This is a genomic window from Streptomyces cinnabarinus, from assembly GCF_027270315.1.
Classification (GTDB): Bacteria; Actinomycetota; Actinomycetes; order Streptomycetales; family Streptomycetaceae; genus Streptomyces; species Streptomyces cinnabarinus.
The window spans coordinates 6,105,502-6,117,484 of the sequence record NZ_CP114413.1 but is presented as its reverse complement, the minus strand read 5'-3'; the positions used below and the strand labels follow the sequence as shown (position 1 = coordinate 6,117,484).

At 71.7% G+C, this 11,983-nt stretch carries 12 protein-coding genes; 3 read left to right on the top strand and 9 right to left on the bottom strand.

The window, feature by feature from the left end; translation table 11 throughout:
- Nucleotides 1-10 precede the first annotated feature (10 nt).
- Genes STRCI_RS27860 through STRCI_RS27850 form a run of 3 tightly spaced genes read right to left on the bottom strand, consistent with a single transcriptional unit; the run spans nucleotide 11 to nucleotide 2,181 of the window.
- Nucleotides 11-343, bottom strand: a complete 333-nt coding sequence (locus STRCI_RS27860; RefSeq protein WP_269661707.1) for a DUF3817 domain-containing protein — start codon at nucleotides 341-343, stop codon at nucleotides 11-13.
- A gap of 43 nt (nucleotides 344-386) precedes the next feature.
- Nucleotides 387-896 (bottom strand): MarR family winged helix-turn-helix transcriptional regulator, encoded by a 510-nt coding sequence (locus STRCI_RS27855; RefSeq protein ID WP_269661706.1) that lies wholly within the window; start codon nucleotides 894-896, stop codon nucleotides 387-389.
- Between the two features lie 22 nt (nucleotides 897-918).
- Complete coding sequence (locus STRCI_RS27850) at nucleotides 919-2,181, bottom strand: MFS transporter (protein WP_269661705.1); 1,263 nt, start codon at nucleotides 2,179-2,181, stop codon at nucleotides 919-921.
- A 79-nt stretch (nucleotides 2,182-2,260) separates the two neighbouring features.
- Between STRCI_RS27850 and STRCI_RS27845 the strand changes: the two genes are divergently transcribed.
- Nucleotides 2,261-3,244, top strand: a complete 984-nt coding sequence (locus STRCI_RS27845) for an ArsR/SmtB family transcription factor (protein ID WP_269661704.1) — start codon at nucleotides 2,261-2,263, stop codon at nucleotides 3,242-3,244.
- A 78-nt stretch (nucleotides 3,245-3,322) separates the two neighbouring features.
- Entirely contained in the window at nucleotides 3,323-4,321 is a 999-nt protein-coding gene (locus STRCI_RS27840; protein ID WP_269661703.1) for a glycoside hydrolase family 6 protein, read from the top strand.
- Between the two features lie 4 nt (nucleotides 4,322-4,325).
- On the opposite strand, the gene glxA is transcribed toward STRCI_RS27840, so the two are convergent.
- The 3 genes from glxA to STRCI_RS27825 form a co-directional block, all read right to left on the bottom strand.
- Nucleotides 4,326-6,281: a radical copper oxidase GlxA gene (gene glxA, locus STRCI_RS27835; protein ID WP_269661702.1), complete on the bottom strand. Its 1,956-nt coding sequence runs from the start codon at nucleotides 6,279-6,281 to the stop codon at nucleotides 4,326-4,328.
- A 3-nt stretch (nucleotides 6,282-6,284) separates the two neighbouring features.
- Nucleotides 6,285-8,060, bottom strand: coding sequence for a glycosyltransferase family 2 protein (locus STRCI_RS27830; protein ID WP_269664664.1), 1,776 nt, complete (start codon nucleotides 8,058-8,060; stop codon nucleotides 6,285-6,287).
- A gap of 116 nt (nucleotides 8,061-8,176) precedes the next feature.
- Nucleotides 8,177-9,007, bottom strand: coding sequence for a helix-turn-helix domain-containing protein (locus tag STRCI_RS27825; protein WP_269661701.1), 831 nt, complete (start codon nucleotides 9,005-9,007; stop codon nucleotides 8,177-8,179).
- Here STRCI_RS27825 and STRCI_RS27820 point away from each other — a divergent pair.
- Complete coding sequence (locus tag STRCI_RS27820) at nucleotides 8,979-9,815, top strand: serine hydrolase domain-containing protein (protein WP_418953381.1); 837 nt, start codon at nucleotides 8,979-8,981, stop codon at nucleotides 9,813-9,815. The genes STRCI_RS27825 and STRCI_RS27820 overlap by 29 nt on opposite strands.
- Here STRCI_RS27820 and STRCI_RS27815 read toward each other — a convergent pair.
- From STRCI_RS27815 to STRCI_RS27805, 3 genes are read right to left on the bottom strand one after another with little or no spacing between them, the layout of a single operon-like run.
- A complete protein-coding gene (locus tag STRCI_RS27815; protein ID WP_269661700.1) occupies nucleotides 9,795-10,442 on the bottom strand; it encodes a TetR/AcrR family transcriptional regulator in 648 nt (215 codons plus the stop codon). The genes STRCI_RS27820 and STRCI_RS27815 overlap by 21 nt on opposite strands.
- The gene (locus tag STRCI_RS27810) at nucleotides 10,439-11,119 is read right to left on the bottom strand and encodes a DUF4166 domain-containing protein (RefSeq protein WP_269661699.1); all 681 of its coding nucleotides are present in this window, start codon (nucleotides 11,117-11,119) and stop codon (nucleotides 10,439-10,441) included. The genes STRCI_RS27815 and STRCI_RS27810 overlap by 4 nt, the downstream gene beginning before the upstream one ends.
- The gene (locus STRCI_RS27805; RefSeq protein WP_269661698.1) at nucleotides 11,116-11,877 is read right to left on the bottom strand and encodes a hypothetical protein; all 762 of its coding nucleotides are present in this window, start codon (nucleotides 11,875-11,877) and stop codon (nucleotides 11,116-11,118) included. Before STRCI_RS27805 ends, STRCI_RS27810 begins: the two co-directional genes overlap by 4 nt.
- Between the last annotated feature and the right edge of the window lie 106 nt (nucleotides 11,878-11,983).

Sequence of the window (11,983 nt, the reverse complement as noted above, 5' to 3'; positions counted from 1 at the left end):
CGGTGTGCGGTTACGCCTTGACGGGGGCCGGCTGCGCTCCGCCGACCAGCGGCAGCGTCTCGCGGGCGACCTTGCGCTCGACGAAGAAGGCGGCGAGCGGGATGGTCCCGGACAGCAGCACCCACAGCAGCTTGCCGAACGGCCACTTCGCCTTGGACCCCAGGTCGAAGGCGAAGATCAGGTAGATGATGTAGAGGATGCCGTGGACCTGGGAGACCGCGAAGGTCACGTCCTCGCCCATGTCGAACCCGTACTTGAAGACCATGCAGGTGCACAGCACGAGCAGCATGACGGCGGTCACGTACGCCATGACGCGGTAGCGGGTCAGCACGCTGGATTTCATGGCGTCGAGCGTAACGGCACGTTCCGGGCGATCTTCGCGCGGGTCAGGACTCGTCGAAATCGTGCGCCGCGACGCGCAGCGGGCGCAGCAGCGCGAAGATCTCCGCGCACTCCTCCGCGTCGTACACCCCGAGTCCGAAGTCCATCGCCATCAGGTCGCGGGTGGCGGCCTCGACCACCTCGCGCCCCTTCGCGGTGATGGAGGCGAGCGTGCCGCGCCCGTCGTTGGGGTTGGGCCGCTTGCCGACCAGTCCCGACCTCACCAGCCGGTCCACGGTGTTCGTCACCGACGTGGGGTGCACCATCAACCGTTCGCCGATCTTCGACATCGGCAGTTCCCCGGCCTTGGAGAAGTTCAGCAGCACCAGCGCCTCGTACCGGGCGAAGGTCAGCCCGTACGGCTTGACCACCGCGTCGACCTCCGCGAGCAGGATCTGCTGGGCGCGCATGATCGAGGTGATGGCGGCCATGGAGGGCACGCTTCCCCAGCGCTGCTTCCAGAGTTCGTCGGCGCGGGCGATGGGGTCGAAGGGAAGACTGAGCGGCTTCGGCACGGCACCAGACCTTACCGGCCGGTCATATGGTGGTCAGCCCCGTCTCGCCCATCGGTCCCCGAGAGGTCCGCCGGACCTCCAGGACGAGCCGGAGACAGCACACCGTGCCGAGCGCGCCGACCCCGCCCACGACGGTCGAGACCGGCCAGAACTCGGCCGCGGCCCCGGCCAGCGCCATGCCGATGCCCTGGATGGTCATGATGCCCGCGGTGTGCACGGTCATCGCCCGGCCGCGCAGCTCCCGCGGCACCGCGTCCACGAACCAGCGGTCCAGACCCAGCGTGTACGCCCCCGCGAGCCCGGTGACCAGCAGCGCGGCCAGGATCCAGCCGAGGCCGGGGGCGAGCGGGTAGACCAGCAGGGGCAGCAGGGCGCAGGACGCGAGCGGGAGCACGATCCGGGAGCGGGCGGTGGGCGAGAGGGCGGCACCGGCGTACACCTCGCCGACGATCGTGCCGACCGGCATCGCGGCCATCAGCAGCCCGACCCCGGTCGTCCCCATGCCGATCTCGTCGGCGTAGGCGGCGGCGAGCACCTCGGGCGCGACCATGAACATCGGCGGCACCCACAGCAGGAGCAGCAGCGCGCGGATCCCGCGGTCGCCGAGCACCTCGCGGGCGCCCGCCAGCGAGTACCGCACGAGCGAGCCGTCCCCGGCGCGGGCGGGCCTGCGCCGAGTGCCGAACCGCAGGAGCAGAGCGGAGCAGAGGAAGGTGCCCATGGTGATGAGCAGGGCGCCCCGGGGCGACACCACCGTGAGCAGGACGCCGCCCAGCCCGAAGCCCACCAGCACCGCGCTCTGCGAGACCATCCTCAGCAGTGAGCGCCCGAGCACGAAGAGGTCGCCGTCCCCGAGGATCTCGGCGAGCGTGGCCGTCCGGGTGCCGCTGAACACCGGCGCGACGACGGCGATCACGCAGCGCAGGGCGAGCAGCGCGACGACGGGGGAACCGGGCGCCGCCATGACCGCCGCGCACCCCGCGCACACCAGGTCGCACAGCACCAGCACGCGCCGCGCCGGATACCGGTCGGCGATCCCGGACAGCAGCGTCCCTCCGACCAGGTACGGCAGGAAGCCCAGCGCGAAGGTCAGCGCGCTCAGCAGCGGTGAGCCGGTGAGGCGGTACACCAGTACGGTGAGCGCGATCTCGCCGACGACGGTGCCGAGCAGGGAGAGGGCGTAGGCCGCGAAGACGGCGCGGAACTCCCGTACGGCGAAGACGCGGCGGTATCCGGTGGGCTCCTGCTCGACCGTCGGTGCGGGCGGGCTCGTCTGTTCTGGCATGGCCGCAGCCTGCACGCGGGTGCACCGCCGACCGTAGAGTTTCGGCGACAGCCGAATGTTCCGGACCCCGGGGAGGGCCGTGCCGTTCCATCTGCGCTTCGGCGACGACGACCTGCTCCGCTGCCGTTTCGCCATCTCCCCGCTCTGGGAGACCCAGGAGGCGGTCCGCACCCTGCGCCGGCCCGACCGGCACGGCTATCACCCGCACTGGCTCCGCCGCATCCAGGAAGCGGCCCGCGCGCTGGACCTGGCCCCGCTCTGGCTGCTCATGCCCCGGCGCGGGCACTCCCCGGACTTTCTCGGCCCGCCCCCGATCGGCCCCGCGGCCGACTTCGGGCAGGAGCTCGCGGTGGTCCGCTCGGCCGACCCGGACGCGGCACGCGAGGACATGGTCCGGGCGCTCGCCGACACACCCGGCGCACTGGACTCCCCCGAGGGCCGAGCACTGCTCGCCGACCCGGCCCGTACGATCCACGAGCTGGCCGACCTGCTGGCGGCCGCCTGGCGCGTCCTCGTCGAACCGGACTGGCCCCGGCTGCGCGCCCTGCTCGACGCCGATGTCGCCTTCCACTCCAGACGCCTCGCCGAGGTCGGGCTGGGCGCGCTCCTGCCCGAGCTGGACCGACGGCTCACCTGGAACGGCCGCACCCTGATCATGGAGGTCGGCGGTGAGTACGCGCGCGACCTCGGCGGACAGGGCCTGGTCCTGATGCCGAGCGTGTTCTCCTGGCCGGACGTGATCAGCGGCTTCGAGCCGCCCTGGCAGCCCACCGTGGTCTACCCGGCGCGCGGCCTCGGCGGCCTGTGGACCGAGCCTGCGGGCAGCACCTCCGAGGCTCTGGTACGGCTGCTCGGCCGGGGCCGGGCGGCCGTGCTCGCCGCCCTCGACGACCCGGCCACGACCTCCGCCCTCGCCCATCGCCTGGGCCTCGCGCCCTCGTCGGTGTCGGCGCATCTGACGACGCTGAGGGACACGGGCCTGCTCGTCTCGCGGCGCTACGGCCACCAGGTGCTCTACGAGCGGACGCCGCTGGGGATCGCGCTGGCCGCCGGGGCCGGCTGACGTATGTCCAATACGGTACAAATCATCACTTTATGGAAATATTGCTGACGGAACGTCACCTCCGCTCAAGGGAGCAGCATGTCCCGGCTGATCCACCCCCTCGCGGCTCTCGCGATGCTCGGACTCGCGGCGGGCTGTACGTCCGCGGCCGATGTCGACGAGGCCTCCGTCGCCGGTGCCGCTTCCCGGAAGGGAAACCCGGCGCCCGCCTCTCCCTTCTGGGTCGACCCCGACAGTCCGGCCGCGCGGCAGATCGAGCTGTGGGAGCGGGAGGGCCGGACCGCGGACGCCCAGGTGCTGCGCCGGATCGCGGACCGGCCGGCCGCGCTGTGGCCGGCCGGCGAGACCGACCCGGGGCCCATGGTCCGCACCGCGACCGCGGCGGCCTCCGCCGAGGGGCGTACCGCGCTGTTCGTGGCGTACGACATCCCGCACCGCGACTGCGGCCAGCACTCCGCGGGCGGTGCCGCCGACGCGGACACCTACCGGGACTGGATCGGGCGGTTCGCGGACGCGCTCGGGCGGAGCAAGGCGCTGGTGGTGCTGGAGCCGGACGCGGTCGCGCACATCGTGGACGGCTGCACACCGGCCGATCTGCACGCCGAGCGGGAGCAGTTGCTGAGCGAGGCGATCCAGCGGCTGAAGCGGCAGCCGAACACCAAGGTCTATCTGGACGCGGGCAACCCGTCCTGGATCAAGGAGCCGGGCAAGCTTGTCGAGCCGCTGCGCCGGGCCGGGATCGCCGAGGCCGACGGCTTCGCGCTGAACGTCTCCAACTTCCAGACCGACGAGGTCACCAAGGAGTACGGCCTCCGGCTGTCGCGGGACCTCGGCGGCAAGCACTTCGTCATCGACACCAGCCGCAACGGCAACGGCCCGCTGTCCGGCGTCTGGTGCAACCCGCCGGGCCGCGCCCTCGGCGCCGCGCCCACGACCGAGACCGGGGATCCCGCCGTGGACGCCTACCTCTGGGTCAAGCGGCCCGGGGAGTCGGACGGCACCTGCGAGGGAGGTCCGGCGGCCGGCCAGTGGTGGCCCGAGTACGCGCTCGCCCTCGCCCGCGACTCCCGCGGCTAGCTTCTCACTTCACCTGGATCCACTTCGCCTGCGACGGCGTGCCCTCGGCGTCGGTGACGAAGAGCATGTACCAGCCGGGCGGCACCAGCGCCGGGTCCTCCGGCACGGTGACGGTGACCGAACCGTCGCCCTTGGCCAGGCCGAGTTCGATGGAGCGCTGTTCGACGTCCGTGGTGTGGGTGACCGCGCTCGGCCGCATCAGGCGCGCCTTGGTGATCCGCTCGGGGTGGTCGGTGCGGAAGGTCGCCCGGTGGTCGGCGGCGAGCAGCTCGGGGCCGTCCCGCAGTACGGGCCGGTCGGCGCCGTTCTTGTGCAGGGTGGGCGGGGTGAAGATCTCCATGCGCTGCTCGAACCGGCCGAGCTTGGTGTTCTGCTGGTCGTCGAAGAGCGGGTCGGAGCCGAAGGTGGCGACCCGGCCGTCGGGCAGCAGCAGCGCCTCGGAGTGGTAGTTGCGGCCCACCTTCGGCGCGGCGGCCTCCCGGAAGGCGTTCTCCTTCGGGACGTAGAACTGGGCCTTGAGGATGTTGCTGGCGCTGCGGCCGCGGTAGTCCTCGGAGCCGTTGGCGGTGAAGACGGTGTCGTCCGGCATGATCACGCTGTTCAGGTAGCGGGTGCCCTGGGGGAGGTCGGGCCCGTCCTCGAAGACCGGGTTGTCCTTCTTCAGGTCGACGACAGCCGTGCGCGGGGTGGACTTCTTGGACTCCCCGACGCCGCCGCCGCCGAGGAGCATCACCTTCTGGTCCTGGGCGGGCGGCAGCAGGAGGGAGGCGGCGGTCTCGGTCTGGTCCGCGTCGCGCAGCCCCGGCACCTTCTCGAAGGTGTTGGTCTCCAGGTCCCACAGCCCCGGGACCCGGCCCCGGTCGTCGGGTCCGTAACCGGCGTTGGCCGCCGGGTAGAAGAGCTTGCCGCCCTGGGTGAGGAAGAGCGCGGGATAGGTGGGGAAGTAGCGCTTGGGGCCCGGGGTCCACTTCTTGGTCCTCGGGTCGTAGATCTCGTTGTCCCCGGGGTCGACCACACCGACGTCGTCCAGGCCGGAGACGGCGAGGACCCGTCCGTCGTCCAGGCCGACCAGGGTGGGGTACCAGCGGGCCTTGTCCATCGGGTCGACCGGGATGTACTTCTCGGCGACGGGGTCGAACTCGTAGGCGGCTCGGATGCCCTGGAAGTCCTGCTTGTCGAGGGTGATCTTCTCGGAGAGGCCGTAGGTGTTGTCCGCGGCCTTGCCGGTCAGCCCGACGATCTCGTACTGCGCCTGCTTGTCGGTGACGGAGAGCGGGCCCTTCTCGACGGCCTCGACGAAGACCCGGGCCTCACTGGCGGCGACCTTGGTCTGCCAGGGCTGCATCACCCCGGCCTGGTTGTAGGTGATCTTCTGGGTGCGCTTGGCCTTGGGAACGGTGACGTCGAACCTGGTGACGTACTCGACTCCGGCCGGTGAGCGGAAGCGGGTGCCCTTCTTCAGGAAGACGGCCTTGTCGGGGCTCTCGTTCTTCACCCGCATCCCGCCCCCGGCCCGCTCGACCTCGCCGTCGAGGAGCTCGTAGCGGGCGGTGCCGCCGGCCACCAGCAGGCGTCCGTCGGGGAGTTGGGCGTGGCCCGAGCAGAAGAAGTCGTCGGGGGTGGGGATCTTCTTGAAAGTGTTCCGCTCCGGGTCCCACAGGACGGTGTCGAAGGAGCCCTCGTCGAACTTCTTCTGCTCGTTGCCCGAGCCCGCGACGATCAGCACCTTCCCGGTGTGCAGCAGCGCCGCGTGGATGGCGTTGGTGCGGTACTCCTCGGGGATGTCGACCTGGGACCAGGAGCCGTACCTGGCCTGGTAGCCGGGCTGGGCGATCTTGTACTCGTGGTACTTCTCGCCGGCGAAGTCCAGCGCGGCCGGGGCGTTGAGTCCGGCCAGGATCGCGATGCCGCCGATGCCGAGGACGGTCTTCTTGGTCTTCTGCGAGGGCTGGTAGGCCATGGCCTAGTTGCCTCCTGTCGGGGTGCCGGAGACGGGGGCGGTCGTGGCGAGGGCCGATTCGGTGCCGTCGGCGGGCCGCGCGGCCGGGACGGGCGACTGCCGCTCCCGCCGCGTCCTGACCAGCGTGGCGACCCACACCGCGACCGGCGCCAGCGAGATCACGATCGCGAGCACCGCCCAGGTCCGCATGGCCACGTGCGTGTGGCCGAGCGCCATGGAGGCGACCAGCGAGGCGGCGAGCAGGGCCGCCCAGCCGAGGTGGATCCGGAAGGTGAGCAGCCGGTCGGGGCTGGCGTCGCCGCCCTTGGGGGTGACGACGAACCGGCTGGGCCGGCGGATCAGCGCCTCGCCGAAGGACTTGAGGTAGATCGGCGCGGACAGCGCGGACATCGCCATGCCCGCGAGCCCGCCGGAGCCCTGCGGCTCGTGCGGCGAGACGTTGTGCCGCCGGTTCCACAGGTACAGACCGATCTGGAGGGCGGCCGCGTCGCTGTAGAGCATCAGCCAGACGGAGGCGGCGACCTGGGTGCCGGAGGCGCCGAACCAGAGGAAGAGAAAGCAGCTGAGGATGCCGAGGAACCAGTTGACGGCCGTCATCGGGTAGTAGACGAGCATCAGCGTGTACGAGAACAGGCGGCCCGGCGGCATGGAGAACGGCGCCTTCCAGTACTGCTTGAACAGGGTCTCGTAGGTCCCCCGCGACCAGCGCATCTGCTGGGTGAAGAAGTCCGTCCAGGAGGCGGGCCCCTCGCCGACGGCGAGGACGTCCGGGGTGTAGACGGAGCGCCAGTACCGTCCGGTCAGCGGATTGCGGTGCCGGTGCAGTTCGAAGCCGGTGGCCATGTCCTCGGTGATGGAGTCGTACAGGCCGCCGATCTGTTTGAGGGCGGAGATCCGTACGACGTTGTTCGTACCGACGAACATCGGGGCGCGGTAACGGTTGCCGGCGCGCTGGATGAGCGCGTGGAAGAGGAACTGCTGGGACTCGGCGGCCTTGGTGACGGGGTTGTGGTAATTGCCGTAGACCTGGGGTCCGACGACGAAGGCGACGTCCGGGTCGCGGAAGTACCCCATCATCCGCTTCAGGAACGCCGGGTGCGGGACGTGGTCGGTGTCGACGGAGGCGAAGAACTCGTAGTCGCCGCCGTGCACGGCGAGCCAGGCGTTGTAGTTGCCGTGCTTGGTGCGGGCCTTGTGGACACCCTTGGGGCGGTTCCACTCGGGGACGCCGTGGCGGGTGAAGTGCCGGACGCCGAGTTCCGCGCAGAGGGCCTTGGCCTGTGCGTCGTCGCCCTCGTCCAGGAGCCATACGTCGAGGGGGCCGCGGTGGGTGATCCGGACGGCGCCTTCGAGGGTGGCGCGGACCATGGCGAGGGGTTCCTTGCCCGGGACGTAGGTCGTCAGGAAGGCGACGCGGGTGCCGGGTGCGGCGGTGACCGGGACCGGGTCGCGGGCCACGAGGGTGGCGTGGGCCACGGAGGCGACGTTGACGACCATGAACAGCTCGATGAGCCCGATCGATATGAGCATGGCGAGGTCGAGGCCGACCAGCCAGCGGTCGCCGCCCTCGCGCTCGACCCAGTGGGTGGGCCAGACGAGGTAGACGAGCAGGGCGCCGGTGAGCAGCGGCGCCAGGGTCATCAGGAGGACGGCTCGTATTCGCCGCGGCTCGCGGGAGAGCAGCGAGGCGTACTGCACCCGGTACGAAGCGCCGGCCGGCTCCGTGAGCGGCCCGGCGAGTCGGCTGTGGGTGTCGTAGTCATAGCCCTCCGGCCGCACAGCGCCCTCCAGTGATCGAGGAGTCATCGACGATCGCGCCGATACCCCCACACAAATGGAGATTTATGGGCATGTCGAACTGGGGGCGTCCAGGTGGGTGCCCGTCAGAGGGCCCGTCAGCCGTCGAGCAGCCGCCATGCGGTGAGGGCGAGTCGGGCCCGGGTCAGCCCGGTGGGCTCGGTGAGTTCGAGGCCCAGACCGCGCCCGAGCTGGTCGATCCGGCGGGCGACGCTGCTGTGGTGGAGGTGGAGGAGTTCGGCGGCCCGGCGCAGCGAGCCGGTGGCGCAGTAGAGGTCCAGGGTCCGCAGGTCCTCGGGGTCGATCCGGCCGATGGCGGCCACGTCGGGGTTGGCGCGGACGGTGTCCTCGTCGAGCTCGGCGAGGAGCGCCAGGGCGCCCAGGTCGGCGTGGCGGACGACGGGCTCGCGCGCGCTGGTGAAGCGCGGGGCGGTCCGGGCCTGCCGCCAGGAGCACTCGGGGCCGCCGGGGGCGCCGATGCCCGCACGGACGCCGGCCGGGAGGCGGGCGGGGTCCAGGGCGGCGGCCAGCACGACCCCCACATCGCCGAGCGGGGCGGCCTTCACCGGGCGGGCCGGGCAGAGGAGGGTGCCGACGCGGTCGAGCGGGAGGCCGGAGCGTACGGCGACGGCGTGGACCGGCAGACCGGCGGCGAAGCCCAGCAGCCTGAGCGCCCGGCCGCGGGCCGCCTCGTCGGTGGTGGCGCTGATCGCCAGCTCGACCAGGGCGGGGTCGGCCATGGTGGTGCGGGCGGGGCCGTACCGCTCGACGGCCGCCGCGACGGCGATGGCCAGCCGGTCCAGGAGCACCTCGTCGAGGGCGCCCGGTCCGGGCCGACATGCGGCACCGCGGGGCCGGATCCGGCTCGACGCGCCGATCGGCGGCTGTCTGCCGGACCTGGTGCCGGGCGAGCGCGGCCGGCGGATCACGGTACGGATGCTGCTCAACCACACCAGCGGCATCCCCGACCACATCCCCCACGCCTTCCCCTCGCTCCAGGAGAGGTCGCCGCGGAGCCTCGACGACAACCGGTTCCGGGAGTTCTCCCCCGCCGAACTGATCGAACTCGGTCTCTCGGCGCCCCCGGCCGCCGAACCCGGCGCCACCCCGGGCGTGTACTCCAACACCAACTACGCCCTCCTCGGCGAGCTCCTGGCCAAGGTCACCGGCACCACGGCGCAGGAGTACATCACTCGCAACGTCATCGAGCGCGCCGGACTGAAGCACACCGCGTTCCCGGCCGGCCCGCGCATCAAGGGACCGCACTCGAAGCAGTACGAGGCCCTCTTCGGCCTGCTCGACCCGCCCCACGACTACAGCGTCTACAACATGTCCTGGGTGACTCTGGGCGCAGGCCTGGTGTCGACCATGGAGGACCTCAACCGCTTCTACGCCCGGCTGCTGGACGGCCGGATCGTCGGCCGGGCGGCGCTGGCGCAGATGCGGCGCACCGTCCCGGTGATCGCCCTGGACGGCTCGACGATCGAGTACGGCCTCGGCCTGCACAAGCTCACCGTTCCCGGCTGCGGCACCTTCTGGGGCCACGACGGTACGGTCTGGGGCGCCGGGACGCTGTCGCTGACCCGGTCCGACGGCAGGCGCCAGATGTCCGTCGCGGTGAACCTCGCCCGGTGGCAGCAGGCGGAGGACGGGTCGGAGCACCCGATCGACGTGGCGCTGAGGACGCTGTCCGGGCAGGCGCTGTGCGACGACGGGTCAGCGCTGAGTACGCCGTAGGTGGTGGCGGACCGCGCGCTGGGCCATGGGGCCGAGTTCGTCCAGCGCCGTGACCAGACGGCCGAGTTGCTCCAGCGCGTCCAGCGCGGCGCCCGCCCCCTGGGCGTCCACGCCCTCGTACAGCTCGATGCCCACGAAGGACGCCGCCACCGCACGCGCCAGTCCCGGCGGGTCCACGAACTCGCCGAACGGGGTCTCGGCCAGCACCCGGGTCAGGACCTGCTCGATCTCGGTGATCCACAGATCGAGCCCGGCGGCCGTGGCGGGGGCGAGGCTCTCGTGGGTCTGGGCTCCGGCCAGGAGCTGGCCGAGGAGGGAGACATAGCCGGAGGCCCTCTCCTCCTCGTGCATCCCCCGGCCGAGGGCGAGGAGTTCGGAGAGCGAGGTGATGGTGGCGAACCGCTCCCGGTAGCGGGCGACGCGCTGCTCGGCGCCGTACCGGCAGGCCGCCGCCAGCAGGTCGTTCAGCGAACCGAAGTGGTAGAAGACCAGCGCCTGGTTGACTCCGGCGGCGGCCGCGACCGTACGCGCCGACGTCTTGGCGATCCCCTGCTCGGTCAGCGTCCGCAGCGCCCCTTCGAGGAGCTTGGTCTTCGTCTCCAGGGACTTGGCGGTCTCCGGGCTCACGCGCGCGCCTCCTCGCGCACCGGGCGCAGACCGGGGCGCACTCCGCAGCGCCGGATGTCGGTGTAGGAGGCACGGAAGGAGCCCTCGTATCCGAAGAGGGGGCCGAAGTACCGGTTCATCACCCGGACCTGGATACGGAAGCGGCCGGCGGCGTCGTCGTAGGACTCGCGCACCTCGGCCGTGGCGCCGATCAGCTCGGGCACCCGGACGTCCAGCACACCCTCCCGGAAGCGGTGCTCGCCGGAGCGGATCAGCAGCGAGCCGTCGGGCTCGGCCCCGAAGTACAGGTCGGTGGCGAGGTGCTGGTGGGTGCCGAGGTAGTCGAGGACGCGGTCGCCCTGGGGGCTCAGCACCATCTGGGCGTCGAAGCGGCGGGGCCTGCCGGGCAGGTCGAAGGTGCGCACGAAGGTCACCGTCTCACGCCCGTAGTTGTCGGTGTACGGAACGTTCTCGATCACGAAGGGCACCCGGCGGCCCTCGCGCGGGACGAGGATGTTGCGGGTGGCGCCGAGGGCCAGGAACGGCTTCACGAATGCCCCGCCGTGCCAGATACGGTCCATGACACCCCGCCCGGTGCATGCCTCACCGCTCGCCAGGCCGACGGAGAAGCGGCGCTGCGCCTGCGGGTGGAGGCGGTCGAAGTCGGCACCCATGGCCGCGCGGAAGATCGAGGTCATCGCGGGTTCTCCAGGGTGCGAAGGAGTCGGGGGGCACGTGCCCGGGTCAGCGGCTGGCGCAGACAGCGGCGGGCGGCCGGGGTGCCCGGCAGCGGCGACTTGAAGAGCGCCACGCAGACGGCGGCGGCGAGCAGGAGCGGACAGAGGTACGCCGCCGAGGCGGCGAAGGGTCCGAGCAGCCGCAGCAGTGACTCCAGGCCCAGTCCGGTGCAGGCGACGGCGATCACGAGGGCGCGGACGGTCAGCTCCGCCAGCCAGTTCAGCCGGGCCCGCTCGGGAGTGACGCCGCGCTCCAGCCACAGCCGCAGCCGGTCGAAGGACCAGGCCGTCGCCCAGCCCATGAGCGGGCGGAACAGCAGCCGGTCGGCGAGCGCGCCGAGGGCGCCCCAGCGGGGGCGGTAGTCGTAGCCGGTGAGGAAGCGGACGCCGTCGCCGTCGGGGATGTAGCGCCAGTAGCCGCTGCCCTCGGCGAGCAGGGAGAGGGGGTGCGGGGAGGAGAAGCGCAGGGCGGAGGTGCGGGTGCCGTCGGGGCGCTCCTTCTCCCCGGCCGAGACGCCGGTGCCGGCGACGGTGAGGAAGGGCAGCACGCGCGTGGCGTAGCGGAAGCGCTGCGGTTCGCCCGGCTCGCGCGGGAGGTAATCGATCTCGCTGAAGCGCAGGTCCCAGCGCTGGTGCTCGGACGGCTCCTGGGTGCGGGCCCACAGGGCGTCGAGATCGGCGCGGATCCGCGCCTCTATGTAGAGACCGGTGTGACCCATCTGATTCCCCCAGGTCAGCCTGTTTTTTGAGCGACTGCTCAAACTTCCTGGAGAGGAAGCTACACGGTTTTGAGCGACCGCTCAAACACCGGGCGCGAGAAAACCC